This is a genomic window from Streptomyces sp. NPDC055287, assembly GCF_053646035.1.
In genome coordinates this window covers 167,275-193,800 of record NZ_JBSHNE010000006.1, presented here as the reverse complement: position 1 = coordinate 193,800, position 26,526 = coordinate 167,275, and the positions used below count along the sequence as shown (strand labels likewise).

Genomic DNA, 26,526 nt, shown 5'->3' with positions numbered 1-26,526 from the left:
GGGCCGGCCCGGACCATCCGGCCCGACTCGCGCCCGACTCGCCCGGCGCCCCGGCCCGACTCACCGGGAGGCCACCCGCCCGACTAGCCCGGCGAACCCTCGCCGGGTATGGGCGAAATCGCCCGCCCCACCCGTACTCCTCGCACCACCCCCACCCGCGCCCGGTCCGTTCAGGACCTGAAGTGCTGCAGGGCCTCCACCACCATCGCGTGGTCCTCCGCCTGGGGGAGGCCGGACACCGTCACGGTGCCGATCACACCCGCGCCCTCCACCGCGATCGGGAACGAGCCGCCGTGCGCCGCGTAGACGTCCGGGTCCAGGCGCGACGATTCCTCGAACGTCGTGCCCTTGGCGCGGAAACGCGTGCCGACCAGGTACGAACTCTCCCCGTACCGCTCCACGACCCGGCGCTTGCGGTCGATCCACGCGTCGTTGTCCGCGCTCGACCCCGGCAGCGCGCAGTGGAAGAGCTGCTGCGCGCCGCGCCGGATGTCGACCGCCACGGGGGCCTCGCGCTCGCGGGCCAGGCCGACGAGGAGGTTGCCCAGGTTCCACGCGTCCTCGTGGGTGAAGCGGGGGAGGACCAGGCGGCGTTCCTGGGCGATCAGTTCGGTGAGCAGGCCGGTGAGGAGTTCGGCGCCCACGGGAGGAGTGGGACCGGGAGTGGGGCCGGGAGTGGGACCGGGTGCGGGAGTGGGGTTCGTCGAGGTCATCGCTGGATCTCCACCGTCACGCCTTCACGGGCCGAGCGCCGCGCGGCCTCCAGTACGTCGAGCGCCGCGGCCGCCTGCGCGGCGGTGACCGGCGGCGCCGTGCCCGCGCGTACGGCGGTGGCTACGGCCGCGTAGTACGCCGGGTAGTCGCCCGGCAGCGTCGGGACCGGGCTGCCGCCGCCCGTCACCGGGGAGTCGCCCTCGCCGATGCGGCCCCAGGCCGCCTCCGGCTCCTCGCCCCAGCGCTTGTCCGCCGTCGGCCGCTCGCCCGCGCGCAGCGCGTCCTCCTGCGGGTCCAGGCCGTACTTCACATAGCCCGCGCGCGAGCCGAGCACGCGAAAGCGCGGGCCGAGCTGCGCGGTGGTGGCGCTCACGTACAGGTGCGAGCGGACGCCGTTCGCATGCGTGATCGCGATGAACGTGTCGTCGTCGGCCTCGGCGCCCGGGCGGCGTACGTCCGACTCGGCGTACACCCGCACCGCCGGACCGAAAAGCACCAGCGCCTGGTCGACGACGTGGCTGCCCAGGTCGTACAGCAGCCCGCCGATCTCCGCCGGGTCGCCCGACTCGCGCCAGCCGCCCTTGATCTGCGGGCGCCACCGCTCGAAGCGTGACTCGAAGCGCTGTACGTCGCCGAGCTCGCCGGACGCGATCAGCTGCTGGACGGTGAGGAAGTCGTTGTCCCAGCGGCGGTTCTGGAAGACGGAGAGCACCAGGCCGCGCTCTTCCGCGAGCGAGGCGAGTGCGCGCGCCTCGGCGGCGGTGCCCGCGACCGGCTTGTCCACGACGACCGGCAGACCGGCCTGGAGAGCGGCGCTCGCGATCGGGACGTGGGTCTTGTTGGGGGACGCGATCACGATCAGGTCGAGTTCGTCCGCGCGCGCCCACAGCTCGTCGGCCGAGGCCGCGACGCGGATGCCGGGGAACGCGGTGCGGGCCTGCTCCTGCCGCCCCGGGTTCGAGGTGACGACCGTGTCGAGGGTCAGGCCCTCGGTCGCGGCGATGAGCGGGGCGTGGAAGACGGAGCCCGCGAGGCCGTAGCCCACGAGTCCGACGCGCAGGGGCGCGTGGGGGTCGGTACCGGTGCCAGTCATGGCACCCACTTAAACAACGCTGTTGCCAAAGTGCAAGCGCAGTGGACAATGGGTCGGTGAACAGGAGCAATACGGGCGCGAACCTGCCGGCGCTGCGAAGCCACAACGCGGCGCTGGTCCTCGACCTGCTGCGTACGGCGGGCGAGGCCGGCATCAGCCGCCTCGAACTCGCCGACCGTACCGGCCTGACCCCGCAGGCCGTCAGCAAGATCACCGCACGGCTGCGGGCGGAGGGCCTGGCGACGGAGGCCGGCCGCCGCCCGTCGACGGGCGGCAAGCCGCGCACGGTCCTGCGGCTGGTGCCGGACGCGGGCTACGCCGTCGGGCTGCACCTGGACCGCGACGAGGTGACGGCCGTCCTGGTGGACCTGGCCGGAGCGACGGTCGCCGTGCGACGCTCGCCGCTCGACCTGGGGGCGGACGCGGAGGTGGTTCTGGAGGCGGCCTCCCGCGAGATCGCCGCGCTCCCCTTTCCCCAGCCCGGACACGTGCCGGGCCAGGTGCTGCTCGGAGTCGGGGTGGCGGCGCCCGGACCGCTCGATCACGGGCGGGGGGTGCTCCATCGCGTCACCGGTTTTCCGCAGTGGGACGGGTTCGCGTTGCGGGACGTGCTGAGCGAGCGGCTCGGGCTGCCCGTGGTGGTGGACAAGGACACGAACGCCGCCGCCCTCGGGCTCGCGCTGCGTGCCCGCCCTGCCGCCGGGTCCTTCGCGTACCTGCATCTCGGCACGGGGCTCGGCTCCGGGCTCGTGCTCGGCGGCGCCCTCTACCGGGGGGCGCGCACCGGGGCGGGCGAGTTCGGGCACCAGACCCTCCAGCTGGACGGGCCGCCGTGCTCCTGCGGCGGCCGCGGCTGCATCGAAGCGCTCTGCCTCGCCGCCGTCGCCCGCGGCGACCTCGCGGAAGCCGCACGGGTCCTCGGGACCGGGGCCGCCAATCTGGTCGGGCTGCTCGACATCGACCGGGTGCTGCTCGGCGGCCGCGTGATCGCCGCGGACGAGGACGTGTTCGTACGGGGAGTGGAAGCGGTACTGGCCGAACTCGCCCGGCGTGAGGGCGGTGGGCCCGCCGTGCCGGTGGCCGCGGCGGGTGGCGACGGGCGTGCCGTCGCCGACGGGGCGGCGCAGCTCGTGCTCGCGCCGGTCTTCGGCCATGCGGACGTCGCGTTCCCCGGCGGAGTGGGAGTGGCCGGAAGTGGGCCGTTGGAGGGATTCACTGCGGTCATATGAACGTACTGGGCGTGGTACCCGAGGACGCGTCGCGCAGGCGGGGAAGGGTCACCGGCGATGACCGGGTGACCCCGACCTGCAAAGGCTTCTCATGCGACTGCGCATTGCCCTCGCCCTCGGAGTTGCGTCAGCCGCCCTGGCTGGTGGGGCGGCCGTCACTGCCCAAGCCGGTGTGCGTGCCGACGAGGGAGCCGCGGAGCCGGAGTACGCCGAGCCCCTCCGCGCTGCTCTGGCCGAGCGGCCCACCTGCGGTGACCCGGTTTCCCCCGACTTCCCCATCGCCACCCGCCTGCGCGGCGGCCCCGACAGGTACGGGGCGGGCGAGGAACCCGGCGAGTGGACCCTGGAGCTGACCAACACGACCGGCGAGGTCTGCCGCGACATCCACCCGATCGTCATCCTCGTGGACCGCGAGCGGGAACTCGATTCGAAGCAGGTGGAGTTGGAGTTCGAAGACGGCGCCGGGCGGTGGATCGACGTACCCTTCGAGACCACTGACGAGGACGAGCACATCGGTGTCTTCGACGGCGGATTCCCCGGCTTCACCGTCGCCGCCGACCGCACCGTCACAGTCAAGGTGCGGCTCGCCTTCGACGCCGGCACCGCGCCCGCCAGCGCCGTCGCCAACGCCGCCGTCGTGCAGCGGCAGCCGGACGACGGCGAGTGGGTCGGTGAGTCGAACGACTACCGCTTCACCATCACCGCCCGGGACAACGGCCGCGAGTCCGACCCCGACGCCGATCCCGACGCCGATCCCGACGCCGATCCCGACTCCGAGCCCGACGCCGATCCTGATCCCGACCCCGACCCCGACCCCGACTCCGACTCCGACTCCGACTCCGACTCCGACTCCGATCCCGGCCGGTCCCCGGCCCCCGAGCGCGACCCCGGCCCCCGCCGCAGCCCGGGCCCCGACGACGACGGCACACCGCGCATCGCCGAACGCCCCCATCTGCTCGCCATGACGGGCCGCGATTCCGGTCAGCTGCTCGCGCTCGGGACCACCGCGGGCGCACTGCTTCTCGGGGGCGTCGCCCTCATGGTCGGCGCCCGGCGCGGGCGTCGGGGCCGATGAGCGCTGACGCGTGCTGATGGGGGCGGGGCCGAGCGTCCTGGTGAGCGCCGATGACTGAGCACACCCCCGCCGGGGCCGGGCACGGCCGGGCCGTGGTTCCGCTGGTGCGGATGAAGGCGCGCAGCCGTGACGAGGCGCACCGGTCGGCCACTCCGCTGGAGCTGCTCTTCGACCTGTGCTTCGTCGTGGCCGTGGCGCAGGCCGGCGTACGGCTGGTGCATGCCGTGGCCGAGGGCGACACCGCGCACGGGATCACCGGTTACGCGTTCGTCTTCTTCGCCATCTACTGGGCCTGGGTGAACTTCACCTGGTTCGCGTCCGCCTACGACTGCGACGACGTCCCGTACCGGATCGCCACGCTGGTGCAGATGTCCGGCGTACTCGTCCTGGCCGCCGGAGTCCCCCGCGCCTTCGACCACGCCGACTACGGGGTCGCGGTCCTCGGCTACCTGATCATGCGCGTGGCGCTCACCCTCCAGTGGCTGCGGGCCGCGCACGGCGAGACGGGAGCCGCCCGAACAGCCGCGTTGCGCTTCGCCGCCGGGTTGGTGGTGGTGCAGGTGGGATGGGTGGTGCTGCTGTGGCTGCCCGACGGCGCGTGGATGTGGGGGTTCGTGGTGCTGGCCGCTGCCGAGCTCGCCGTGCCGGTCTACGCGGAGAGCCGCCACGAGACCAGCTGGCATCCGCACCACATCGCCGAACGCTACGGCCTGTTCACCATCATCGTGCTCGGCGAAACCATCGCCGCCGCCACCGTGGCCGTGCAGTCGGCCCTGGACGAGTCAGCGGCCCTGGACGAGCTGCTGCCGATCGCGGCGGGCGGACTGGTCATCGTCTTCGCCGCCTTCTGGATCTACTTCGCCGTGCCGATTCACGCATATCTCCACTCCAATCGGCAGGGGTTCTTCTGGGGCTACGGCCACTACCTGATCTTCGGCTCGGCCGCCGCGATCGGCGCCGGCATCGAGGTGGCGGTCGAACAGGCGACGCATCACGCGCACATCTCGACCCTCGCCGCCTCCTTCGCCGTTACCGTGCCCACCGCGCTCTTCATGATCACGGTGTGGCTGGTGCACGCCCGCCACTTCAAGCGGGGCGCCGCCCAGAACCTGGTGCTGCTCGTGGGCGCATTGCTCGTACTGGCCGCCGGATTCGCCGGGCACTGGGCCGTGCCGCTGACCGGGCTGGTCGCGGCCTGCACGGTGGCCGTGGGGGTGTACCTCTCCGTCCGGGCTTCCGAGGGCCGGGCGGAGAGGGCCGGCCGGGGAGACCGGGCCGCGGGCTGATCCGGCCGCCGCTCGCGCGCTCGCTCGCGGCGGGCGTTCAACATCGTCTGCGAACATCCAGTGCGTGGACTACCCGAAGGACTACCCGTACGCGCACGACCAGGACCCCGGGGCGCCGATCCGCTCCGGCGTCCCGGAGCACGGCCGCGTTCCCAAGTACTACGCCGTGAAAGCCCATATCGCCGCCATGATCGGCGAGTTGGGGGAGGGTGGGCTGCTGCCGACCGAGCGGGACCTCGCCGTGCGGTACGAAGTCTCCCGCGAGACGGTGCGGCAGGCGCTGCGCGAGCTGCTCCTGGAAGGGCGCGTTCGCCGGCAGGGGCGCGGCACGGTCGTCGCGGGCCCGAAGCTCGAGCAGCCGCTGGCCCTGGCCAGTTACACCGAGGGCGTACGCCGCCAGAACCGGCGGCCCGGGCGTCATCTCATCGGGCTCGACCGCTTCCCCTGCCCGGCGGCCCTGGCGGCCGATGTGGGGGTGGAGGCGGGGGATCCGGTCTGGCACCTGGAGCGGGTGCTGCTCGCGGACGACGAGCGGGTGGGGCTGGAGAGTACGTACGTCGCTGTCTCCCGCGTCCCGCGCCTGGACACGGACTTCGCGCCGGACTCGTCGTTCTACTCCTACCTGCATGAGCGCGTCGGGGTGTCGTTCGGCGCGGCCGACGAGCGGATCGAGACGGTCCTGGCGACTCCTCGCGAGGCGCTCCTCATCGGTACGCCGCCTGCGCTTCCGATGCTGCTGATCCACCGGTTGTCGCGGGATGTGGCGGGGCGGCCGCTCGAACGGGTGCGGACGCTGTTCCGGGGGGACCGGTTCAGCTTCACGGTGCGGTTGGGGGGCGGGGGGTAGGACGGGGGCGGCTGCTGGGCTCCGCCCGGCAGGCCATCCCCAAATAACGAAGAGGTAACGGGTCTAGGCCATCCTTGGGTGGCTGTTCACCATGGCGTTGCCATGCGGATTCACGCGGGCCACCCACCCCCAGGAGCGTGGCCGCCGTGAGAGTCATAGTCGTAGGAGCCGGTGTCGTAGGAACGATGCATGCCTGGCACGCAGTGGAACGCGGCCACGAGGTCGTCCAGATCGAGCGCGAGACCGAAGCCCGCGGAGCCAGCCTCCGAAACTTCGGGCAGATATGGGTCAGCGGGCGCGCCGGCGGTGAGGAGCTGGATACGGCCCTGCGCGCCCGTGAGCTGTGGGAGGGCATCGGGGCCCGCGTACCCGGGCTGGGCTTCCGGGCCATCGGCTCGCTGACCCCCGTGCGCAACGACCTCGAACTGGCCGTCGCCGAAGCCGCACTGGACCGGCCCGATGCTGCCGCCCGTGGCTACAAGCTGCTGACGGGCGACGAGGCCCGCGCCGTGAACCCCGCTCTGCGCGGCACGTTCGAAGCGGCCCTGTGGTGCGGGCGGGACGCCGCCGTCGAACCGCGCACGGCTCAACTTGCACTCAAGCAAGCTCTGTTGGCCTCCGACCGGTACACATTCCTCGGTGGGCGCGAGGTCCGCGAAGTCATCGGCGAGAACGCCGTCCGCGACGACCACGGCGACGTACACACCGGTGACGCGGTCGTCCTGTGTACGGGCGCCTGGCTCGGCGGGCTCGTCAAGGAGCTCGCCCCCGAGCTGCCGGTACGCCGCGTCCGCCTCCAGATGATGCAGACCGAGCCGCTCGGAGAGGCCCTCACCACCTCCGTAGCCGACGCCGACAGCTTCCGCTACTACCCCGCCTACGCGAGCCCCGCGCTCGACGCCCTCAATGCCGGGCAGGCCCAGGAACCGGCCGCCGCCGCGCACAAGATGCAGCTGCTCATGGTCCAGCGCCGCGACGGCGGACTGACCATCGGTGACACCCACGAATACGAGCACCCCTTCGCCTTCGACGTCGTCGAGGAGCCGTACGAGCACGTCGCCCGCGTCGCCGAGTCCTTCCTCGGCCGTCCGCTCCCCAAGATCCGGCACCGGTGGGCGGGTGTTTACGCGCAGTGCACCGACACGAGCCGCGTCGTACACCGGCAGCAGGTGCGCGACGGCGTGTGGCTGGTGACCGGGCCCGGGGGGCGCGGCATGACGTGCTCACCGGCCATCGCCGAGACGACCGCCGACGAACTGGGCTGGTGAAACGAAGGTGAGTGGAACGCAGTTGAGTGGAACAGAAGTGATGGAAACGAAGATGGCGGAAACGAAGAGGACTGAAGCGCCCAGGGCCAACCTCGTCGTCCTCGACATGGCAGGCACCACCGTCGCCGACGGCGGCCTCGTCGAGCGGGCCTTCTCCGCCGCCGCCGAACGCCTCGGCGTCGAGCCGGGATCCGACGATCACGCCGCGAAGCTGGAGTACGTACGCGCCACCATGGGCGAGTCCAAGATCTCCGTCTTCCGGCACCTCTTCGGGGACGAGGCCATGGCCCGGCGGGCCAACGCCGCCTTCGAGGAGGCGTACGGCAGTCTCGTCGACGCCGGGCACATCGCGCCCGTCCCCGGCGCCCGCGCGACGATCGAGCAACTGCGCTCCGAGGGCCGGCACGTGGTGCTGACCACCGGCTTCGCCCGCGTCACCCAGGACGCGATCCTCGACGCGCTCGGCTGGCAGGGGCTCGTCGAGCTGACGCTCTGCCCGGCCGACGCGGGGGGCCGCGGCCGGCCGTACCCGGACATGGTGCTCGCCGCGCTGCTGCGTACGGGCGCCGCCGACGGGGTGCGGGAGATCGCGGTCGCCGGTGACACGTCGTACGACATGCTCAGCGGCGTCCGCTCCGGCGCGAGCGTCGTCGCGGGCGTCCTGACCGGTGCGCACGACCGGGAGCAGCTGCTCGCGCACGGCGCCACGCACGTCCTCGGGTCCGTCGGGGAGCTGCCCGGTCTGCTGGCGGGGGAGGGACGATGACGAGCGGCATCCGCTTCGACAACGTCTCGGTCGCGTACGGCGGGACCACGGTCCTGGACTCGCTCGACCTGACCGTCGAGCCGGGCGAGGTCATGGCCCTGCTCGGGCCTTCGGGGTCCGGCAAGACCACCGCCCTGCGGGCCGTCGCCGGTTTCGTACGGCCCGCCTCCGGGCGGGTGCTCATCGGCGACCGCGACGTCACGGGGCTGCCGCCGCACCGGCGCGGCATCGGCATGGTCGTCCAGCAGTACGCCCTCTTCCCGCACCTGCGCGTCGAGGACAACGTCGCCTTCGGCCTGAAGGCGCAGAAGGTGAACAGGGGCGAGATCCCCGGGCGGGTCGCCGAGGCGCTGGAGATGACCGGCATGGCGTCGTACGCCAAGCGAAATCCGCGCGAGCTGTCCGGCGGTCAGCAGCAGCGCGTGGCGATCGCCCGGGCGCTCGCCATCCGGCCCGGAGTTCTGCTCCTCGACGAGCCGCTCTCGGCGCTCGACGCGCAGCTGAGATCCGGAATGCTGGCCGAGCTGGCGCGTCTGCACCGGGAGTTGCCCGACGTCTCGATCCTGTACGTCACCCATGACCAGGTCGAGGCGCTGACCCTCGCGGACCGCATCGCGGTCATGGACAGGGCGCGGCTCCAGGACTGCGGTACGCCGCAGCAGCTGTACCGCAGGCCGACGACCGAGTTCACCGCGTCGTTCGTCGGCAACGCGAATCTTCTTCCGGTCACGGTGGCCGCCGGGGAGGGCGAAGGTGTCTCCTTCGCCGGTACGCCGCTGAAGGTCGCCACCGGGGGCGCGACGAGAGGGGCGACGGCCACCTTGTGCGTACGCCCGCATCTCGTCGGTCTCGGCGAGGGCCCCAACGCCCTGCGGGGCACGATCGCGGAGGTGCAGTGGCGTGGAGCGACGCACCGGCTGTACGTCGACGTGGGCGGCCACCGACTCAAGGCAGATCTGCGGGAGCTGCGCGAGACGCCGGAGCTCGGGGCCGAGGTCACGGTGCACTTCGCGTCCGAGGACGCCGTGCTGCTGGGGGCGGGGGTGGCTTCCGATGGCTGAGGTGGAGGCTGTGCGCGCGGGGGACGGCGGGCCGCGCCCGGCCTCCCGCCGCACGGGAACCCCCGTCCGTACCAGCCGTGCTGCGGAAGGGGCGGACAGCGCGGGCCCGCTGCTGGACGGCGCCACCGCACCGCCGCCGACCGCGAAAGCCACCGACGACCGGCCCGACCGACCCGCCGCCCCGGGGAAGCCGTCCCGCCGCCCCACCCGGCCCGGCGGCGCCGACCGGCCGGTCGGCGCCCCCCGATGGCTCTGGGCTCTCCCGCCCGTCGCCGTCCTCGCGCTCTTCTTCCTCTATCCCCTCGCCCTCGTCGTCCAGCAGTCCTTCTCGCCCGACGAGGGCGGCACCTCCGTCGAGCCGTACGCCGAGGTCTTCGCCTCCGAGGCGTTCCGGGACGCGCTGGCCACCACCGTGTGGCTGGCGGTCGGGGCGACCGTCGGGTGTCTCGTCCTCGGCTTCGTCCTCGCCCTCGTCATCGCCTTCGTGCCCTTCCCCGGCGGCAAGGCGGTCGCGAAGTTCATCGACGTGTTCCTGTCCTTCCCGTCCTTCCTGATCACCCTCGCGCTGCTGTTCATCTACGGCACCACCGGGATGGCCAACGGCGTCTGGACCGACGTCACGGGCGCGGCCGAAGGGCCCTTCCACTTCCTCACCACCCCGTGGGGCGTACTCCTCGCGGAGATCACGTACTTCACGCCCTTCGTGATGCGGCCCCTGCTCGCGGCCTTCTCCCAGCTCGACACCGCCCAGCTCGAAGTCGCCTCGTCGCTGGGTGCGAAGCCCGCCCGCATCGTCCGCCGGGTCATCCTCCCGGAGGCGCTTCCCGCCCTCGCCGCCGGCGGCAGCCTCGTCCTCGTCATGTGCCTGAACGAGTTCGGCATCGTGCTCTTCACCGGCGCCAAGGGCGTCACGACGCTGCCGATGCTCGTCTACGGCAAAGCGATCCTCGAATCCGACTACCCCGCCGCCTGCGTCGTCGCCGTCGTCAACATCGCGATCTCCGTGGGCCTCTACAGCCTCTACCGGGTGGTGAGCCGTCGTGTTGGTGCATAGCCGCGCGGGAAGGTGGGCGGCCTGGGGACTGTTCCTCGTCCTCTTCGTCCCGCTCTTCGCCCTCCCCCTCCTCGTCGTCGCCGCAGCGTCCCTCTCCACCCACTGGTCCGGCGCGTTCCCCTCCGGCCCGACCGCCGGGCACTACGCGTCCGCCGTACGCGGAGAGTCCCTCCAGGCGCTCACCACCAGCCTGGTCACCGCCCTCACCGCGAGCCTCCTGGCCCTGGTCGTCGGCTCCTGGGCGGCGCTCGCCGCCGCCGCGCTGAGGAAGGGCGGGAAGCGGGTGCTCGACGCGCTGTTCATGCTGCCCGTCGCCGTTCCCTCGGTGGTCGTCGGCCTCGCCGTCCTCGTCGCGTTCTCGCAGCCGCCCCTGCTGCTCAACGGAACGCGCTGGATCGTGATCCTCGCGCACACCGTTCTTGTCACGGCGTTCGCCTACCAGTCGCTCTCGGCCGCCATCCTGCGGCTGGACCCGATGTACGAACAGGCAGCCGCGTCCCTCGGCGCCCGTCCCTCGTACGTCCTGTGGAAGGTGAAGCTCCCGCTCCTGCTGCCGTCGCTCAACGCGGCCGCCGGGCTCTGCTTCGCCCTGTCCATGGGCGAGCTGAGCGCCACGATGATGCTCTACCCGCCCGACTGGATGCCGCTCCCGGTGCGGATCTTCACCGCCACCGACCGCGGGTCCCTCTTCACCGGCTCGGCGGTCGCCGTGGTCCTCATGGGTACGACGCTGCTCGTCCTGCTGGCGGTCTCCCGCGTCCGAACCCGCGCCTCCTTCCGCTGACCCGCCACTCTTCACGCCCCAAGGAGATACGAAACGTCATGGCCCGTAACATCCGCAGCATCGCGAAGCCGGCCGTCGCCGTGACCGGCAGCCTCGCGCTCGCCGCCTCCCTCAGCGCCTGCGGCGGTTCGTCCGCCGCGTCCGACGAGAAGACCGTCACCGTCTACAGCGCCGACGGCCTCAAGGGCGAGAACGGCGACGGCTGGTACGACCAGGTCTTCGAGGACTTCGAGAAGAAGACCGGCATCGAGGTCGAGTACGTCGAGGGCGGCTCCGGCGAGATGGTGCAGCGCGCCGTCCGCGAGAAGTCCAACACCCAGGCCGACGTCGTCGTCACCCTGCCGCCCTTCATCCAGCAGGCCGACGCCAAGGGACTGCTCCAGAAGTACGAGCCCCGGGGCGCCGACAAGGTCGCCGCCGCGAACAAGGCGCCCGACGGCAAGTGGACCTCCGTCGTCAACAACTACTTCGGCTTCATCCGGAACACGAAGGAGCTCAAGGGGGGCGAAACACCCCGGACGTGGGAGGACCTGCTCGACTCCTCCCTCAAGGACAAGGTCCAGTACTCCACACCGGGCGTCGCGGGTGACGGCACGGCCGTCGTCATCAAGGCCATGCACGACTTCGGTGGCAAAGAGCCGGCGATGGAGTACCTGAAGAAGCTTCAGGCCAACAACGTCGGCCCGTCCTCCTCCACGTCCAAGCTCGCGCCGAAGGTCGACAAGGGCGAGATCCTGGTCGCGAACGGGGACGTACAGATGAACTTCGCGCAGTCCAGGTCCATGCCGAACCTGGGCATCTGGTTCCCGGCGAAGGAGGGCGGCGGGCCCACCACCTTCGCGCTGCCGTACGCCGCCGGTCTTGTCAGCGACGCTCCGCACACCGAGAACGGCAAGAAGCTCCTCGACTTCATGCTCGCCGAGGGCGCGCAGCAGCAGGTCAGCGAGATCGGCGGCGGCTTCCCGGCCCGTACGGACATCAAGGCCACGGGGTCCAATGCCACCGAACTTGCCAGAATTCTCAAGGGAGTTGAGGTCTTCGAGCCGGACTGGAACGACATCGGCACGAACCTCGACGACTACATCGATGCCTGGAAGTCGGCTACTGGAAGCTGATCAGTAACCATTCGGCCAAGCTTGGCTGCGAGGGTCTGGACCGGTCTCCGCTATCACGCAAAGGTAACGGGTCTGGTCCAGACCCCCCGTGCTTTTTCCTTGGAGGATCACATGTCCCGAGGTATACCCAGACGTTCCGTCCTCGCCGCCGGCACAGCGGCGGCAGCAGCGGCCGTCGCCGCCGGACCACTGGCCGCCACCCCCGCGCGGGCCGCCGCCGCGGCCCCCACCCTCCCCAACGGCACCAGCCTCGACAAGGTGCTTGTGATCGGCATGGACGGCCTGCGTCACGACAGGATCGCCGCGGCCCGGGCCCCGCACCTCAAGTCCCTGATGGCGAACGGCACCTACGGCACCTCGCTGCTGTACGCCAACCCCATGGCCGCCACCTCCTCGGGCCCCGGCTGGTCGACCGTCTCGACCGGAGTCTGGCCCGACAAGCACGGCGTGAAGGACAACACCTTCACCGGCAAGAACTACGCCAAGTACCCCGGCGTCCTCGCCCGTCTCGCCCAGATCCGCCCCGGCCTCTCGACGTACGCCGCCGTCGACTGGAAGCCGCTGGACGCCCAGGGCACGGTCACCCCCGGCGCCGACGCCAAACTCGTACTCGACGGGGACGCCGACGGCTACACCGGCCACGACGCCACCATCGCCAGCGAGACCGAGTCGGTCCTCCGCGACCAGAACCCGGACGTCCTCTTCGTCTATTTCGGCCAGACCGACATCGTCGGCCACAACTCGGGCGCCGCGAGCCCCAAGTACCTCGAAGCGATCGATGTCCAGGACGGTTACGTCGGCCGGCTCCTCGCCGCCGTCAAATCCCGCCCCTCGTACGCCTCCGAGCGATGGACGGTCATCGTCACCACCGACCACGGTCACACCGACGCGGGCGGCCACGGCGGCAGCGCCGTAGAGGAGCGCCGTACGTTCGTCCTCGCCCAGGGCCCCGGCATCGCGGCCGGCGCCCGGCCCGTCGACACCCGCCTCGTCGACGTCGCCGCCACCGTCTTCAAGCAGCTCGGGATCACCCCCGACCCCGCGTGGGGCCTGGACGGCAAGCCCGTCCAGGAGCGCTCCGCCGACCCCTTCGACGCCCTGCACTCCTCCCTCTCCGGGCGGGTCGACGAGACCGGCATCCCGGCCGGAGTCCTCGGCTTCACGCACACCGCGCCCAGCGGCTGGTCCGTCATCAACAACGCCATGGGCACCGGCGGCATGACCGAGTGGCGCGGCTGGGCCTTCGCCACCGACGAGTTCTGGAGCCGCACCCAGCGCGACCAGTCCCGCGAGCTCAACGTCCGCTCGCGCGGCGTCTTCGCGGTCGCCGACTCCGACGAGTGGGCCGACAAGGCCTTCTCCGGTACGTACGACTCGACGCTCGTCACCCCGGCGCACGCCGTCGGCGGCAAGGCGACGGTGAAGCTGGACTTCACCACCTTCTACCGTCAGGAGGGCAGCCAGAGCGCCCAGATCCTCGCCTCCTGGAACGGCGGCACACCGGTCGCCGTCAAGTCGTACACGGCGGACGTGATCTCGCAGCCCCAGTCGCTGACCCTGGCCGTCCCGTCGGGCGCCACCAGCGTCAGCTTCCGCTTTCGTTACACCGGCAGCAACAACTGGTACTGGGTGATCGACGGGGTCAAGATCACAGCAGCCTGATTAGGCTGGGGGCGTCCGGACGGTGTGGTCCGGGCGTCCCCAGCGTTTTTTGCGTACGGCAGGAGTCCGGCACATGGCAGAGCGCAAGCCGATCGAATCATGGCTCACCGACATGGACGGCGTCCTCATCCATGAGGGAACGCCCATCCCCGGCGCCGATGCCTTCATCAAGCGGCTCCGTGAGTCGGGCAAGCCTTTCCTGGTCTTGACGAACAACTCGATCTACACCGCCCGTGACCTGCACGCCCGCCTCTTCCGCATGGGCCTGGACGTGCCGGTCGAGAACATCTGGACCTCGGCGCTCGCCACCGCTCAATTCCTCGACGACCAGCGGCCCGGCGGCACGGCGTACGTCATCGGCGAGGCCGGCCTGACGACCGCGCTGCACGACATCGGTTACGTCCTGACCGACCACGACCCCGACTACGTGGTTCTCGGCGAGACGCGTACGTACAGCTTCGAGGCACTCACCAAGGCCATCCGGCTCATCAACGACGGCGCCCGCTTCATCTGCACCAACCCCGACGAGACCGGCCCGAGCCGGGAGGGCCCGCTGCCCGCCACGGGGGCCGTCGCGGCGCTGATCACCAAGGCGACCGGCAAGGACCCGTACTTCGCGGGCAAGCCCAACCCGCTGATGATGAGGACCGGGCTGAACGCGATCGGCGCGCACTCCGAGACGAGCGCGATGATCGGCGACCGGATGGACACGGACGTACTCGCCGGGCTCGAGGCGGGCATGGAGACGTTCCTGGTGCTGACCGGTCTGACGGGTCCGGCGGACGTCGACCGCTACCCGTTCCGGCCCTCGACGATCGTCGATTCGATCGCGGACCTCGTCGACCGCGTCTGACCGGCCCCGCCCCGTCCGGCAGCACGCTTCAGGGGCCCGTACGGCGCAGTGACGGGCCCCTGGAGATGCGGAAACGGCCCGTACCGGTGAATCTTCGTAGTACCAGGAGGTTCACTATGCGCTCATTTCAGCTTGCTCTGTGTGCCGGCGTGGCGGCCGCGGCGGTCATCGCGCCCGCATCCGCCGTCCACGCCGACAACGAGGTCGAAGGGCGGGTCCTCGTCACCCCGTCCACCATCGCCCCGGGCGGGGAGGTGGATCTGCGGGTCGACGTGTGCCGGGGCGACCAGGCCACCGGCACGTCCGAGGCCTTCTCGTCGCCCGCCCACTTCAACCCGGCGGCGGACCGCGGCGACCTCTTCGCAGAGGCCCGCATCCGTTCGGACGCCCAGGCCAAGGACTACGAGATCTGGGTGAAGTGCGAGGGCGGCGGCCGGGCCAGCGGCACGGTGACGGTCGTCCACCACCACAAGCCCACGCACCACCCGACCCACCACTCCACCCCCATCGCTCCCGTGCACGCGGGCGGTGGCGGTACGGCCGAGGTCGCCGCGGCCGAGGAGGGCGGGCCCGGGACGCCGCACACCGTGATCGGCCTCGTGCTGGCGGGCGTGGCGGCCGTGGCCGTGGCGTACCGGAGCGTACGCCGTCGTCGTACGGACGCGGACTGACATGTCCGCCGAGGACCGCCCGGCCAGTGGCGGCGGAAGGCTGCTGACCGGCGTCGCCTGGGCCGTGCTGCTGCTCGGGCTGTGGCTGTGGGGCCGGGAGATGACCGACGGACCCGGCGGCAGCTCCGCGCCGACCACCGGAGACGTGGCCGCTGTCGGCCGCCCGCTGGGAGAGCCGCTGCCTCCCGCGCACGCGCCGGTCGACGGCGCGGCGCCGCAGCACGTCACCGTGCCGTCCCTGGGCATCACGGCCCCTGTAGTCCCCCGCGGGCTGGACAACTCCGGCGCCGTCGATCCGCCGCCGTACCACCAGTCGTCGAAGGTCGCCTGGTACGGGGGCGGGACCAGGCCGGGTGACGCGGGTGTCGCCCTGCTCGTCGGCCATGTCGACACCGAGAGCAGACCGGCCGTCTTCTACAGCCTGAGCGCAGCGCGCCCCGGCGAGAAGGTCAGGGTGACGGGTGCCGGCGGCGAGAGCCTGGAGTTCACCATCGACGACATCCAGGTCTTCACGCGCGAACGCTTCGACCCTCAGAAGGTGTACGGCCCCCGCGAGAGCGACCGGGCGGAACTGCGCCTGATCACCTGCGGGGGCACGTACGACAAGAAGGCCCGCACCTATACGGCGAACGTCGTGGTCTCGGCCTACCTGACGCACGCGGGCCGGGACTGAGCGGTCGTCCGCCGGGGAGCCGGGGAGCCGTCCTTACGCCGTCACCGGCTCGGCGGCCGGAGCCGTACGGGCCGCCGCGCGCAGGCCCAGGGCTCCGAAGACCCCCGCGAACACCGCCCACAGCACCGCGTGCGACGCCAGAGACAGCACACGGAAGTCCCACAGCAGCGTCGCCGCGACCGGGACCTCGTCCGGGTTGCCCGGCAGTGCGAAGAGCACCGCCAGCGTGGCGACCGCCGTGACGGCAACCGCGACCTGGCGCACCGGAAGCGACCGGTCCGCGAGGCGTACGTACATCTGCCACGCCAGCACCATGCCGAGGATGCCGATCACGACGGCGGCCAGCCACAGAGCCTGGCGGTTGGCGACGGTGCCTGAGTCGCCGACGCCCGGCGGGTTGGCCGGGTAACGCAGGCCCGGCAGCAGCGAGACGGCCACGAACGCGGCCGCGCCGAAGGCCAGGGCGCGGGGCCACGGCCGTTCACCGAGGCCCGTACGACGGTGCACCAAGGAGTACGCGAGGGCGAAGAGAGCGCCCAGTGCGAGGCCCGCGACGACCGCCGTGACGACCAGCCCGAAGTGCTGGGTGGAGCGGGAGAACAGTTCCTCGTGGTGCTGGACCGCTGTGGCGGCGGCGTCGTGCGAGTGCTCCGTGGCGGCGGAGCGTGCCTCTTCGAGGCGGATCGCACGGTCCATCAGGGGCTCGGCGAGAAGCAGGGAGAAGAGGCCGGTGGCAAGACCGGCCGCCCCGCCCGCCGCGAGACCGCGTCCGAGCAGGGGGAGTACAGGTGTCGACATGGTGCGTACGGCCCCGATCAGTGGCAAGGGGCACCGAAAAGGTGCCGGCCGTCGTGCGAGAACTCGTGCAGGTAGTCGCCCGTCGCGGAGACGACCGTGCCGTTGTCCATGAAGACCGCGTAGAGCGCGATCACGGCGATGATCGCCGCCGCGGCCATGATCAGCCAGTCGCGGGTGGTGGTCGTGGCGGAAGCGACCGCCGCGGTGTCGGTGTGCTGCGCAGTGTGCAGAGACATACCGGTGAGCCTCCTTCTGGGGTTTCCACGCCCCAATTCAGGAGGACGACGGGTCAGTTCCTGACTTCCGTACGGGAGCGCCTTGGGCGCTCGCACGGTCACAGTGGCGGGACCGTCCCGGGTTCGCACCGGGTTCCTGTCCACCGTCGCCTCGATGTGTGTGGAGTTGTCTCACGGAGAGTCCCAGCCCGGCTGAGCACTGTCAACAGGCCATTGCCCGCACGCCCCCCGCCCCCGGCCGGTGTGTCAGGATGGTTTCGACCGGATGTGTCCGGGGAGGGGCCGGGGGGTCCTCAGCAAATCTTCAGCGCATCGTTGAGCGCAGCCAAGGGGGAGTGGATGTACGGCAGTTACAGCGGCCGTAGGCGCAAGGGTGTCCGGGTGGCCGCGGTGGGGGCTGTGGGGGCCGCGCTGCTTTTGGCGGGGTGCTCCTCCTCCGGCGGTGACGGAGGCGACAAGTCGAGCCTGCCGCCGGTGAAGCAGCAGCCGAAGGGCAGCGATCCGTACTGGGTCAATCCGGAAGGAAACGCCGCCAAGCAGGCCGGGGCGCTCGCCAAGAAGGGCGAGGACGAGAAGGCCACGCTCATCAGGAAGATCGCCGAGCAGCCGACCGCCGAGTGGATCGGCCCGGAGAACGCCGAGGCGCAGGCGAAGGGGTACACCGAGGCGGCCGAGAAGGCCGACCGTGACGCGCTGCTCGTCCTCTACAACATCCCGCACCGTGACTGCGGCCAGTTCTCGAAGGGCGGCGCCGCCGACGGCAACGCCTACCGGGCCTGGGCCGACCAGGTGGCCAAGGGCATCGGCGACCGCCCGGCCACCGTGATACTGGAGCCGGACGCAGTGCTGCACCTGGTCGACGGCTGCACGCCCGACGAGTTCCACGAGGAGCGGTACGACCTTCTCAAGGGCGCCATCAAGCGCCTCAAGCAGCAGCCGAAGGTCAAGGTGTACCTGGACGCGGGCAACGCGGGCTGGAAGTCCCCCGACTCGCTGTTCGAGCCGCTCCAGTGGGCGGGCATCGCGGACGCGGACGGCTTCTCGGTGAACGTATCCAACTTCCAGACCACCGCGGTCAGCAAGGAGTTCGGCAAGAAGCTGTCGGCGAAGGTGGGCAACAAGCCCTTCGTCATCGACACCAGCCGCAACGGCAAGGGTCCGTACACCGGGGGCGCCCCCGAGGAGAACTGGTGCAACCCGCCGGGCCGCGCGCTCGGTGAGAAGCCGACGACCAAGACCGGCGACGAGCTGGTCGACGCCTTCCTGTGGATCAAGCGTCCCGGTGAGTCGGACGGCGACTGCAAGGGCGGCCCGAAGGCCGGCGAGTGGTACGAGGAGTACGCGCTCGAACTGGCCCGCAACGCGAAGTAACGACGCTCGCGACGAAACGCGACGAGGGGGCCGCCCGGCATCGGGCGGCCCCCTCGTCGCACACCCGTCGGACTACGGGACCTCGATCCAGACGCCCTCGGACGGCGTGCCCTGATCGTCCGTCACGAACAGCATGTAGTAGCCGGACGGGACCAGCGCCCGGTTCTTCGGCACGGTGACCGAGATGCCGTCCTTCGTCTTCTTCAGATCCAGCGCGACCGTGCGCTGGTCGACGTCGGTGACATGGGTGACGGCGCTGGGCCGCATCAGCTTCGCGTCCTTGATGGACGTGGCGTGCGCCGACTGGAAGGTCGCCGTACCGCCGCGCTTGATGGTCTTCGGACCGCCGGTGAGCTTCGGCCGCGCGTCCTGGAAGAGGTACGGCGGCGTGTAGATCTCGATGCGCTGTTCGAAGACGCCGGGCCGGGTGTTGGCCTTGTCGGAGTACAGCGAGTCGGATCCGAAGATCATGACCCGCCCGTCCGGCAGCAGCAGCGAGCCCGAGTGGTAGTTGCGTCCGACCGCCGGGTCGGCCACCCGGCGGTACGTGCCGGTCTTGGCGTCGTACAGCCGCGCCTGGAGGATGTCCGAGCCGCCGCGCCCGCGGTAGTCGTTCGATCCGCCGGTGATCAGGACGGTGTCGTCGGGCATCAGGGACGCGCTCGGGTAGCGGGTGCCCTGGTCGAGCGAGTCGCCGTCCTTGAAGCGCGGGTTCGGCTCCTTGAGGTCGACGAGGCGTGACTTCTCGCTGGACTTCTCGGACTCGCCGACCCCGCCGCCGCCGATGACCATGAACTTCTCGTCCTGGGCGGGAGGCAGCCGCACAGTCGCGGAGGTCTCCATCCGGTCCGGGTCGCTGAGGCCGGGGATCTTCTTGAACTTGTTGGTCTTCAGGTCCCAGACGCCCGGCTCGCGGCCCTCGTCGGCGGGCCCGTACCCGGCGTTGGAGCCCGAGTAGAAGAGCTTGCCGTTGTTCATCAGGAAGATCGCGGGGTACGTCGGGAACTTCCGGATGACTCCGGTGTACTCCCACTTCTTTGTGACGGGGTCGTAGATCTCGTCCTTGCCGGGGACGATCTGGCCGATCTCGTCCAGGCCGGACAGCGACAGGACCTTGCCGTCCTCCAGCGGGGTGAGCGTCGGGTACCAGCGGGCCTCGTTCATCGGGTCGACGGTGATGTACTTCTCCGCGACCGGATCGAACTCGTAGGCCTCCTTGATGCCCTGGAAGTCCTTCTTGTCCAGGGCGAGCTTCTGCGCGATGCCGTACACGTTCTTGGCGTCGGTGCCCGTCAGGCCGTGGACCCGGTAGTTGTCCTCGGTGCCGGACTCGTACTTCTTGCCGGACGCCTTGGCCTCGACGTAGATCCGGCCGAGGCCGGCCTCGGTGCGCAGGAAGCGGCCGGTCCTCTTGTCGAAGACCTTCTTGGCCTTCTCCACGAGGACCGGGTCCTTGGAGACGTACGTCTTGCCGTTCTTCTTGCCCGTGAAGATCGTGCCCGCGGGGAGCGTCTTGGGAGCGTCCGGGTCCTCGTTGTGGACGATCATCAGGCCGCCGGCCTTGGTGACGTCACCCTCGAGCTTCTCGTACCGCTTCGTACCGCCCGCCACCAGCAGCTTTCCGTCGGGCAGCTGGGTGTGCCCGGCGCAGAACATGTCCTTGGGCGTCGGGATCATCTTGTACGCGTTCGTCTTCGGGTCCCACAGCACCGACTGGAACTTCTTGGCGTCGAAGTTCTTCTGGTTGTTGCCCGAGCCCGCGATCAGCAGCACCTTCCCGGTGTGCAGCAGTGCGGCGTGGATCGTGTTGATCCGGAACTCGGACGGGACGTCGAGGAAGTCCCAGTGGCCGTTCTCCGCCTTGTACTCGGGCCGGTTGATCTTGTAGTCGTGGTACTGCTCCGAGCCGAAGCGGTAGAGCGCGGGCCCGTTCATCCCCGCCAGAGCGAGCACCACCACACCCGTTATCGCCAGGCGGCGGGTGCGGCGGCTCGGACGGTAGTTCATTTCTTACGTCCCCCAAGGGCGATCTGCATGGTCTGGTCGGAAGCGGCCCAGGTGGGCTTCTGCTGAGGCAGGTGAGCCTCGGGCGGGGGACCGGCCGGCGGCTCTGACTGGCTCGGCGGCGGGGGAGCCCCGTGCTTGCCCCGCGCCTTCTTTTTCTTCTTCTCCTCGCGCATGGACCAGCGCCAGGCGAAGATCGGCGCCGCCGTGATCAGCAGGGCGAGCGTGGCCCAGGTGATCATCGCGGGGTGGTTGTGGCCGAAGAAGAAGGAGGAGCCGAGGGATCCGCCGAAGACCAGGATGAAGAACAGGTGGATACGGAAGGTGCCGAAGAGCGTGTCGGGGCTGGAGGAGTCGCCCTTGGGCGTCACCACGAAGCCGGACTTGCGGCGCAGTACGGCGTCCATGAGCGAGCGCGCGTAGATCGGTGCGGAGAGTGCCGACATCACCATGCCGGCCAGGCCGCCGGAGCCCTCGGGCTCGTGCGGCGACACGTTGTGACGGCGGTTCCAGATGTAGAGGCCGATCTGGAGTGCGGAGGCGTTGCCGTACAGCATCATCCAGATCGCCGGGTCGATCTGCACACCCGAGGCACCCATTCCCAGGAAGAGCGCGCAGCTGAGGGCCGCGAGGATCCAGTTCATGGCGGACATCGGGTAGAAGATGATCATCATCGTGTAGTTGAAGAGCTTGCCCGCGGGCAGCGAGCCGTAGCCCCTCCAGTACTGCTTGAGGATCGTCTCGTACGTACCGCGAGACCAGCGCAGCTGCTGGGTGAAGAAGTCGGTCCAGGCGGTCGGCCCCTCGCCGACGGCCAGCACGTCGGGCGTGTAGACCGAGCGCCACTTCTTGCCGGTGGCCGGGTTCGTGGCACGGTGGATCTCGAAGCCCGTCGCCATGTCCTCGGTGATCGAGTCGTACAGGCCGCCGATCTGCTTGAGCGCCCTGATGCGTACGGCGTTGGAGGTGCCGACGAACATGGGGGCGCCGTAGCGGTTGCCCGCGCGCTGGATCAGGGCGTGGAACAGGAACTGCTGCGACTCGGCGGCCTTGGTGACGAAGGTGTCGTAGTTGCCGTACACCTGCGGCCCGATGACGAAGCCGATGTTCGGGTCGCGGAAGTAGCCGAGCATCCGCTCCAGGTAGTTGGGCAGCGGCACGTGGTCGGTGTCGACGGAGGCGAAGAAGTCGTAGTCGTCGCCGTGGGCGTCGAGCCAGGCGTTGTAGTTGCCGTGCTTGGTCTTGGCCCGGTGCGGGCCCTTGGCCTGGTTCCACTTCGCGACGCCCTTGCGGGAGAAGTGGTGCACGCCGAGGCGCTCGCAGACCTCCCTGACCGCCGGGTCGTTGCCCTCGTCCAGGAGCCATACGTGCATCAGGCCGCGGTGGCGGATCTTGACCGCCGCCTCAAGCGTCTTCGTCACCATCTCCAGCGGCTCCTTGCCGGGCACGAAGGAGGTGAGGAAGGCGACCCGGGTACCGGTCTCGGGCACGACGGGGACGGGGTCGCGGGCGACCAGGGTCGCGTGCGCGTTCGACAGGACGTTCATCGTGCGGAAGAGCTCGATCAGACCGATCGAGACCAGCATGACGATGTCGAGGATCAGCAGCGTGTCGTTCTTGAGGTTGGGGTCGCGCTCGGTCCAGTGTTCGGGCTGCATCAGCCAGACGAACAGCCCCAGCGACAGCAGCGGCGCGGCGCACAGCAGCATGGCCGCGCGGATACGGTGCGGCTCCTGCGAGAGCAGGGAGCGGTACTGCACGGTGTACGGCTTGGCCGGGTCGGGCTGGGTCAGCGGTCCGGCGAGCCGGCTGTAGTGCTCGTAGTCGTATCGCGGCAGCGGCTTCTTCGCCCGTATGCGCGACCCGCCGGTCCGCAGCTGCGGGGGTACCCGGAGCTGCGCCGTCCGGGAAGGGTCGTTGTTGTGCCGGGCGCCGGTCGGCGTCGACGTCATGAGTCATCCCCCCGCACGCATGCTGGCTGCGTGTGTTCGTCGGTCTCTTCGCCCGGAGCCGGTCCCCCTCGACCGTCCCGGGCGCACAAGTGGCCTGCTGTCATCCCTTCAGACATGGGACGACAACCTTCCGGTTGCATGATGCCCGCCCCGGGATCTGTTCAAGAACGGGGCCCCCGCCCCTTTGCTCCGTCAGGCCCCCGGTCGCCGGCTCCGCCCCCAACTTGCCGAAACCGCCCGCCCCATTGGAGCCACAGGCTCCAGGATAGGGTCTACGACCCCCGCTTTGATCGCAAGGGTGAAACAAGGTGTTTACCGGTCATACGCGGGCTTTGGGTGCCGCCTGTGTCATGGGCCGGTGTGATGCGACAGGGGTGGGGTGTCCGGAAAGCACCGAAGCCCCCTCACGCTGAGTGAGGGGGCTTCGACGTCGTGTGCGCCGCCAGGGACTCGAACCCCGGACCCGCTGATTAAGAGTCAGCTGCTCTAACCAACTGAGCTAGCGGCGCCTGTCTGACTCCGAGAACTTTACCCGACCGCCTCGGGTGCTCGGAACCGGCCACGCCGCGCGCTGTCCGTTTGATTACCATTTGGACCGTCAACATGCGTTATGTCCAGACAGTTGAAACACTGTCACCCGTGCAGATGCGCCCAAAAAAAGACCCACGGGAGGGGAACCGCATGACGATGCCGGTTTTCGAGGAGTACGAACCCGCGGCCGACTGCGGCTGCCCGGGCTGCGCCCAGGAACGCCGGGCCGCCGCCCTCGGCCTGACGGTCGCGGCCGGCGGCCACCCGGCCGCCCACGGAGCCCGCCGGGTGCTGGTGCTCGCCACCGCCGCGGGCGTGGTTCTCGGCGGCGGCGCGGGCGGCGCGGCGAGCGCCGTCGCTCCCGGGCACGCGCCCACGCGCCCGGGAGCCGATCACGACCCGGACACCCCGCAGGGCGGGCCCGGTCCGCTGCACGGCGGCCGGCCGGACCACGGCGGCCGGCCGGACCACGGCGGCCGGCCGGACCACGGCGGCCAGGCCACGCACGCGACCCCCACGGCCACGCGGCCGACGCTGCGGACCACCACCCGGGCCGAGATCATCACCCGTGCCAAGCGCTGGCTGGACGCGAAGGTCCCGTACAGCATGGAGAGGTACTGGAGCGACGGGTACCGGCAGGACTGCTCGGGCTACGTCTCGATGGCCTGGAACCTCGACGGCAACGAATGGACGGGGAGCCTCGCCGAGTACGCCACGCCCATGGAGCGGGACCAGCTGGAGCCCGGGGACATCCTTCTCTTCCACAATCCGGCCGACCCGAACAAGGGCTCGCACGTCACGATCTTCGGCGGCTGGACCGACTCCACGCACACCCACTACATCGCCTACGAGCAGACCCGCCCGCACACCCGCAAGCAGGTCACCCCGTACGCCTACTGGAACCACTCCGCGCGCTACGTCGGGTACCGCTACAACGGGGTCAGCGGCGGGGCGGCGGGCAGCGGCTCCACCGCGACGGCCTATCCCGGCACGAAATCCTTCGGGCCGGGCGCGAACAACAGGTACGTCACCCAGCTCGGCAAGATGCTCGTCGCCCGGGGCGGCAAGCGCTTCTACAGCCAGGGCCCCGGCCCCGGCCCCGGCTGGGGCGAGGCCGACCGGCGCGCCACCGAGGCCTTCCAGCGCGCGCAGGGCTGGCGCGGCGAGGAGGCCGACGGAGTGCCGGGCCCGCACACGTGGCGGCTGTTGGTGCAGAACGCGGGCAAGGACATCCCGGCCGCCGACGAGCCCGGCCAGGGCGGCGACACCGGAGCCGGCGGTTCCGGCACGGGCGCCACGGCCGGTGCGGCGTTTCCCGGGCGGGAGCACTTCAGGCCCGGCCAGTCGAACGAGTACGTCGAGAAGCTCGGCAGACAACTGGTGAAGAAGGGGTTCGGCAAGCACTACGTGTCGGGGCCGGGGCCGCGCTGGACCGAGGCGGACCGGCGCAATGTCGAGGCGTTCCAGCGCGCGCAGGGCTGGCGCGGCGCGGAGGCCGACGGCTATCCCGGCCCGCAGACCTGGCGGCGGCTCTTCGCATGACGGAGGAACGATGAGCACCACGACTTCAGAGGCCTCGGAGCCGGACGGCTCCACCGCACCCACCGCACCCACCGCTCCCGGGCGGCCGGGCAACGAGAGCGCGGCGAGGGCCCCGGTCATCAGGAACGAGTCCACCGTCGAGATCCCGGTGCACCTGCTGTTCCGCGACGACACCGGACCGGCCGCGTTGACGCTGCCGCCGGGCGCCTCGGTGATCAGTCGCAGGAAGGGGACCGGGGAGCAGCCTCGCGTGGCGGGCAGGCCCGCCGCCTCCCAGTCGGCGCAGGGGCCCGCGCAGGTACGGTCCCCCCGGCCCGCCGTGCCGGCCGACCCGGACCTCGCGGAGCGGCCCGGCCCCGCGCTGCCCGGCTGGTGCGGCGTGGCCGTGGGGGCGGGGGCGCTCGCGGTGGGCGGGGCGCTGGTGTGGTGGACGGGGGCGGTGCCGCCGCCGGTTGCCGTCCTGCTCGGGCTGCCCCTGCGCCCGTACGACGGGATCGCGCTCGGGACGTGGGCGGTGCTGGCCGCGCTGGTGACGGTGGTGCTGTTCGCGTTCGGCGGTCTGGCCCGGGGGCGGGTCGGATACGCGTGGGTGCTCTCGCTGTTCGGCGACTACCGGGGCACCGTGCGGCGCAGCGGGCTGGTGTGGGTGAGCCCGCTGTTGCTGCGCCGCCGGGTCGACGTACGGCTGCGGCACTGGCGGAGCGAGCCGATGGAGGCCGTGGACGCGAAGGGGGTCGCGCTGCGGGTCGTGGTGCTGGTGGTGTGGCGGATCCGGGACACGGCGCGGGCGGTGCTCGCCGTCGAGGACCACGTCCAGTACCTGCGCGAGCAGGTCGAGGCGGCGATGGCGCGGGTGCTGTCCCAGCTGCCGGCCGACGCCTTCCACGACTCCGCGCCGACGCTGCGCGACGCGGAGGCGGTCGGTGGCGCGCTGACCCGGATGCTGGCGGCGGAGGCGGCGCCGGTGGGCATCGACGTCTTCTCGGCGCAGCCGACGCGGATCGAGTACGCCCCCGAGGTGGCGGCGGCGATGCGGCGCAGGCGGGTCGCGGCGCTGGACGCGCAGCACCGGGACAGTGTGCTCTCGTCGGTGGTGGACGCGGTGGACGACACGGTGACGCGGCTGACCTCGCGCGGGCTCGTCGAACTGGACGACTACGAGCGCAAGGCGCTCGTGAAGGACCTGACGGTGGCCTTCTGCACGGGACGCGGGGAGGGTCTGTGAACGCCTCCGCGATTGGTCTGGACATGTTCATGACCCGTTAATACATTGGTACTTGGTCTAGACCGCACAACACGCGCGCAGCACAGCTCACAGAACTGCCCCCACGTTCAGGAGCCAGCATGCGAATCAAGACAGGTGCGGCCGTGGTCGGCCTCGCGATGGCCGGTGTGTCGTTCCTCGCCACCGGCAGCGCGAGCAGTCACGGCTACACTGACGCCCCGATCAGCCGTCAGAAGCTCTGTGCCAACGGCACGGTGACCGGTTGCGGCAACATCCAATGGGAACCGCAGAGCGTCGAAGGGCCGAAGGGATTCCCCACCTCCGGCCCGGCCGACGGCAAGATCTGCTCCGGCGGCAACAGCCAGTTCGCCCAGCTCGACGACCCGCGCGGAGGTGCCTGGCCCGCCACCAGGCTCACCGCCGGCCAGGGCTACGGCTTCCGCTGGCAGTTCACCGCCCGGCACGCGACCAGCGACTTCAGGTACTACATCACCAAGAACGGTTGGGACTCCAGCAGGCCGCTCACCCGGGCGGCCCTGGAATCCCAGCCGTTCATGACGGTCCCGTACGGCGGTCAGCAGCCGCCGTCCACCCTGACCCACCAGGGCACGGTCCCGACCCAGAAGACCGGGCGCCACATCATTCTGGCGGTCTGGAACGTGGCGGACACGACCAACGCGTTCTACGCCTGCTCCGACGTTCAGTTCTGACGCTGG

The 26,526-nt window shown here is 70.8% G+C and carries 24 protein-coding genes, 1 tRNA gene and 1 riboswitch; of the genes, 18 read left to right on the top strand and 7 right to left on the bottom strand.

Annotated features, from left to right (window positions below; translation table 11 throughout):
- Positions 1 to 170 precede the first annotated feature (170 nt).
- Complete coding sequence (locus ACWIHY_RS12655) at positions 171 to 713, bottom strand: heme-degrading domain-containing protein (RefSeq protein WP_454375639.1); 543 nt, start codon at positions 711 to 713, stop codon at positions 171 to 173.
- Positions 710 to 1,807, bottom strand: coding sequence for a Gfo/Idh/MocA family oxidoreductase (locus ACWIHY_RS12650; RefSeq protein ID WP_454375638.1), 1,098 nt, complete (start codon positions 1,805 to 1,807; stop codon positions 710 to 712). The genes ACWIHY_RS12655 and ACWIHY_RS12650 overlap by 4 nt, the downstream gene beginning before the upstream one ends.
- 56 nt (positions 1,808 to 1,863) lie before the next feature.
- Here ACWIHY_RS12650 and ACWIHY_RS12645 point away from each other — a divergent pair, with 56 nt between their 5' ends.
- From ACWIHY_RS12645 to ACWIHY_RS12580, 14 genes are all read left to right on the top strand, one after another.
- Positions 1,864 to 3,036, top strand: coding sequence for an ROK family transcriptional regulator (locus ACWIHY_RS12645; RefSeq protein WP_454375637.1), 1,173 nt, complete (start codon positions 1,864 to 1,866; stop codon positions 3,034 to 3,036).
- Positions 3,037 to 3,127: 91 nt separating this feature from the next.
- Complete coding sequence (locus tag ACWIHY_RS12640; protein WP_454375636.1) at positions 3,128 to 4,111, top strand: hypothetical protein; 984 nt, start codon at positions 3,128 to 3,130, stop codon at positions 4,109 to 4,111.
- A gap of 50 nt (positions 4,112 to 4,161) precedes the next feature.
- Positions 4,162 to 5,397, top strand: a complete 1,236-nt coding sequence (locus tag ACWIHY_RS12635) for a low temperature requirement protein A (RefSeq protein ID WP_454375635.1) — start codon at positions 4,162 to 4,164, stop codon at positions 5,395 to 5,397.
- A gap of 64 nt (positions 5,398 to 5,461) precedes the next feature.
- Entirely contained in the window at positions 5,462 to 6,244 is a 783-nt protein-coding gene (locus ACWIHY_RS12630; RefSeq protein ID WP_454375634.1) for a GntR family transcriptional regulator, read from the top strand.
- 146 nt (positions 6,245 to 6,390) lie between these two features.
- On the top strand, positions 6,391 to 7,512 hold the full coding sequence (locus tag ACWIHY_RS12625) for a TIGR03364 family FAD-dependent oxidoreductase (protein WP_454375633.1): 1,122 nt from the start codon (positions 6,391 to 6,393) through the stop codon (positions 7,510 to 7,512).
- Positions 7,513 to 7,564: 52 nt separating this feature from the next.
- The gene (locus ACWIHY_RS12620; protein ID WP_454375632.1) at positions 7,565 to 8,278 is read left to right on the top strand and encodes a phosphonatase-like hydrolase; all 714 of its coding nucleotides are present in this window, start codon (positions 7,565 to 7,567) and stop codon (positions 8,276 to 8,278) included.
- Positions 8,275 to 9,339, top strand: a complete 1,065-nt coding sequence (locus tag ACWIHY_RS12615) for an ABC transporter ATP-binding protein (protein ID WP_454375631.1) — start codon at positions 8,275 to 8,277, stop codon at positions 9,337 to 9,339. The genes ACWIHY_RS12620 and ACWIHY_RS12615 overlap by 4 nt, the downstream gene beginning before the upstream one ends.
- Complete coding sequence (locus tag ACWIHY_RS12610; protein ID WP_454375630.1) at positions 9,332 to 10,393, top strand: 2-aminoethylphosphonate ABC transporter permease subunit; 1,062 nt, start codon at positions 9,332 to 9,334, stop codon at positions 10,391 to 10,393. Before ACWIHY_RS12615 ends, ACWIHY_RS12610 begins: the two co-directional genes overlap by 8 nt.
- The gene (locus tag ACWIHY_RS12605; RefSeq protein WP_454375629.1) at positions 10,380 to 11,177 is read left to right on the top strand and encodes an ABC transporter permease; all 798 of its coding nucleotides are present in this window, start codon (positions 10,380 to 10,382) and stop codon (positions 11,175 to 11,177) included. The genes ACWIHY_RS12610 and ACWIHY_RS12605 overlap by 14 nt, the downstream gene beginning before the upstream one ends.
- A gap of 38 nt (positions 11,178 to 11,215) precedes the next feature.
- A complete protein-coding gene (locus ACWIHY_RS12600; protein ID WP_454375628.1) occupies positions 11,216 to 12,292 on the top strand; it encodes a 2-aminoethylphosphonate ABC transporter substrate-binding protein in 1,077 nt (358 codons plus the stop codon).
- Positions 12,293 to 12,403: 111 nt separating this feature from the next.
- Positions 12,404 to 13,954, top strand: coding sequence for an alkaline phosphatase family protein (locus ACWIHY_RS12595; RefSeq protein WP_454375627.1), 1,551 nt, complete (start codon positions 12,404 to 12,406; stop codon positions 13,952 to 13,954).
- Positions 13,955 to 14,027: 73 nt separating this feature from the next.
- Positions 14,028 to 14,807: an HAD-IIA family hydrolase gene (locus ACWIHY_RS12590; RefSeq protein ID WP_454375626.1), complete on the top strand. Its 780-nt coding sequence runs from the start codon at positions 14,028 to 14,030 to the stop codon at positions 14,805 to 14,807.
- 116 nt (positions 14,808 to 14,923) lie between these two features.
- The gene (locus ACWIHY_RS12585; protein ID WP_454375625.1) at positions 14,924 to 15,478 is read left to right on the top strand and encodes a hypothetical protein; all 555 of its coding nucleotides are present in this window, start codon (positions 14,924 to 14,926) and stop codon (positions 15,476 to 15,478) included.
- A gap of 1 nt (position 15,479) precedes the next feature.
- The gene (locus ACWIHY_RS12580) at positions 15,480 to 16,151 is read left to right on the top strand and encodes a class F sortase (protein WP_454375624.1); all 672 of its coding nucleotides are present in this window, start codon (positions 15,480 to 15,482) and stop codon (positions 16,149 to 16,151) included.
- Positions 16,152 to 16,184: 33 nt separating this feature from the next.
- On the opposite strand, the gene ACWIHY_RS12575 is transcribed toward ACWIHY_RS12580, so the two are convergent.
- Both ACWIHY_RS12575 and ACWIHY_RS12570 read right to left on the bottom strand, forming a co-directional pair.
- On the bottom strand, positions 16,185 to 16,949 hold the full coding sequence (locus ACWIHY_RS12575; RefSeq protein WP_454375623.1) for a CbtA family protein: 765 nt from the start codon (positions 16,947 to 16,949) through the stop codon (positions 16,185 to 16,187).
- A gap of 17 nt (positions 16,950 to 16,966) precedes the next feature.
- On the bottom strand, positions 16,967 to 17,185 hold the full coding sequence (locus ACWIHY_RS12570) for a CbtB domain-containing protein (RefSeq protein WP_454375622.1): 219 nt from the start codon (positions 17,183 to 17,185) through the stop codon (positions 16,967 to 16,969).
- A 34-nt stretch (positions 17,186 to 17,219) separates the two neighbouring features.
- Positions 17,220 to 17,388: riboswitch (cobalamin riboswitch) on the bottom strand.
- Positions 17,389 to 17,524: 136 nt separating this feature from the next.
- On the opposite strand from ACWIHY_RS12570, the gene ACWIHY_RS12565 reads away from it, so the two are divergent.
- Positions 17,525 to 18,556 carry a glycoside hydrolase family 6 protein gene (locus ACWIHY_RS12565; protein ID WP_454375769.1) on the top strand — a complete coding sequence of 344 codons (1,032 nt, stop codon included), beginning with the start codon at positions 17,525 to 17,527 and terminating at the stop codon, positions 18,554 to 18,556.
- Between the two features lie 72 nt (positions 18,557 to 18,628).
- Here the strand turns inward: ACWIHY_RS12565 and ACWIHY_RS12560 are convergent, their stop codons facing one another.
- From ACWIHY_RS12560 to ACWIHY_RS12550, 3 genes are all read right to left on the bottom strand, one after another.
- Complete coding sequence (locus tag ACWIHY_RS12560) at positions 18,629 to 20,563, bottom strand: galactose oxidase-like domain-containing protein (RefSeq protein WP_454375621.1); 1,935 nt, start codon at positions 20,561 to 20,563, stop codon at positions 18,629 to 18,631.
- Complete coding sequence (locus ACWIHY_RS12555) at positions 20,560 to 22,512, bottom strand: glycosyltransferase family 2 protein (protein ID WP_454375620.1); 1,953 nt, start codon at positions 22,510 to 22,512, stop codon at positions 20,560 to 20,562. Before ACWIHY_RS12555 ends, ACWIHY_RS12560 begins: the two co-directional genes overlap by 4 nt.
- 435 nt (positions 22,513 to 22,947) lie before the next feature.
- Positions 22,948 to 23,021, bottom strand: a tRNA-Lys gene (locus ACWIHY_RS12550).
- Between the two features lie 172 nt (positions 23,022 to 23,193).
- Between ACWIHY_RS12550 and ACWIHY_RS12545 the strand changes: the two genes are divergently transcribed.
- The 3 genes from ACWIHY_RS12545 to ACWIHY_RS12535 all read left to right on the top strand — a co-directional run bounded on the left by ACWIHY_RS12545 (position 23,194) and on the right by ACWIHY_RS12535 (position 26,520).
- Positions 23,194 to 24,585 carry a peptidoglycan-binding protein gene (locus tag ACWIHY_RS12545; protein WP_454375619.1) on the top strand — a complete coding sequence of 464 codons (1,392 nt, stop codon included), beginning with the start codon at positions 23,194 to 23,196 and terminating at the stop codon, positions 24,583 to 24,585.
- A 10-nt stretch (positions 24,586 to 24,595) separates the two neighbouring features.
- Positions 24,596 to 25,810 carry an SPFH domain-containing protein gene (locus ACWIHY_RS12540; protein ID WP_454375618.1) on the top strand — a complete coding sequence of 405 codons (1,215 nt, stop codon included), beginning with the start codon at positions 24,596 to 24,598 and terminating at the stop codon, positions 25,808 to 25,810.
- A 119-nt stretch (positions 25,811 to 25,929) separates the two neighbouring features.
- Positions 25,930 to 26,520, top strand: a complete 591-nt coding sequence (locus ACWIHY_RS12535; RefSeq protein ID WP_454375617.1) for a lytic polysaccharide monooxygenase auxiliary activity family 9 protein — start codon at positions 25,930 to 25,932, stop codon at positions 26,518 to 26,520.
- The last annotated feature ends 6 nt before the right edge of the window (positions 26,521 to 26,526 follow it).

Bases quoted from the DNA above. Each gene is read 5' to 3' on its own strand.
- ACWIHY_RS12635 (WP_454375635.1), top strand. From the start codon at position 4,162: ATGACTGAGCACACCCCCGCCGGGGCCGGGCACGGCCGGGCCGTGGTT.
- ACWIHY_RS12610 (WP_454375630.1), top strand. From the start codon at position 9,332: ATGGCTGAGGTGGAGGCTGTGCGCGCGGGGGACGGCGGGCCGCGCCCG.
- ACWIHY_RS12535 (WP_454375617.1), top strand. From the start codon at position 25,930: ATGCGAATCAAGACAGGTGCGGCCGTGGTCGGCCTCGCGATGGCCGGT.
- ACWIHY_RS12595 (WP_454375627.1), top strand. From the start codon at position 12,404: ATGTCCCGAGGTATACCCAGACGTTCCGTCCTCGCCGCCGGCACAGCG.
- ACWIHY_RS12615 (WP_454375631.1), top strand. From the start codon at position 8,275: ATGACGAGCGGCATCCGCTTCGACAACGTCTCGGTCGCGTACGGCGGG.
- ACWIHY_RS12570 (WP_454375622.1), bottom strand. From the start codon at position 17,185: ATGTCTCTGCACACTGCGCAGCACACCGACACCGCGGCGGTCGCTTCC.
- ACWIHY_RS12540 (WP_454375618.1), top strand. From the start codon at position 24,596: ATGAGCACCACGACTTCAGAGGCCTCGGAGCCGGACGGCTCCACCGCA.
- ACWIHY_RS12555 (WP_454375620.1), bottom strand. From the start codon at position 22,512: ATGACGTCGACGCCGACCGGCGCCCGGCACAACAACGACCCTTCCCGG.
- ACWIHY_RS12655 (WP_454375639.1), bottom strand. From the start codon at position 713: ATGACCTCGACGAACCCCACTCCCGCACCCGGTCCCACTCCCGGCCCC.
- ACWIHY_RS12575 (WP_454375623.1), bottom strand. From the start codon at position 16,949: ATGTCGACACCTGTACTCCCCCTGCTCGGACGCGGTCTCGCGGCGGGC.
- ACWIHY_RS12620 (WP_454375632.1), top strand. From the start codon at position 7,565: ATGGCGGAAACGAAGAGGACTGAAGCGCCCAGGGCCAACCTCGTCGTC.
- ACWIHY_RS12585 (WP_454375625.1), top strand. From the start codon at position 14,924: ATGCGCTCATTTCAGCTTGCTCTGTGTGCCGGCGTGGCGGCCGCGGCG.
- ACWIHY_RS12565 (WP_454375769.1), top strand. From the start codon at position 17,525: ATGTACGGCAGTTACAGCGGCCGTAGGCGCAAGGGTGTCCGGGTGGCC.
- ACWIHY_RS12545 (WP_454375619.1), top strand. From the start codon at position 23,194: ATGACGATGCCGGTTTTCGAGGAGTACGAACCCGCGGCCGACTGCGGC.
- ACWIHY_RS12600 (WP_454375628.1), top strand. From the start codon at position 11,216: ATGGCCCGTAACATCCGCAGCATCGCGAAGCCGGCCGTCGCCGTGACC.
- ACWIHY_RS12640 (WP_454375636.1), top strand. From the start codon at position 3,128: ATGCGACTGCGCATTGCCCTCGCCCTCGGAGTTGCGTCAGCCGCCCTG.
- ACWIHY_RS12560 (WP_454375621.1), bottom strand. From the start codon at position 20,563: ATGAACTACCGTCCGAGCCGCCGCACCCGCCGCCTGGCGATAACGGGT.
- ACWIHY_RS12650 (WP_454375638.1), bottom strand. From the start codon at position 1,807: ATGACTGGCACCGGTACCGACCCCCACGCGCCCCTGCGCGTCGGACTC.
- ACWIHY_RS12580 (WP_454375624.1), top strand. From the start codon at position 15,480: ATGTCCGCCGAGGACCGCCCGGCCAGTGGCGGCGGAAGGCTGCTGACC.
- ACWIHY_RS12590 (WP_454375626.1), top strand. From the start codon at position 14,028: ATGGCAGAGCGCAAGCCGATCGAATCATGGCTCACCGACATGGACGGC.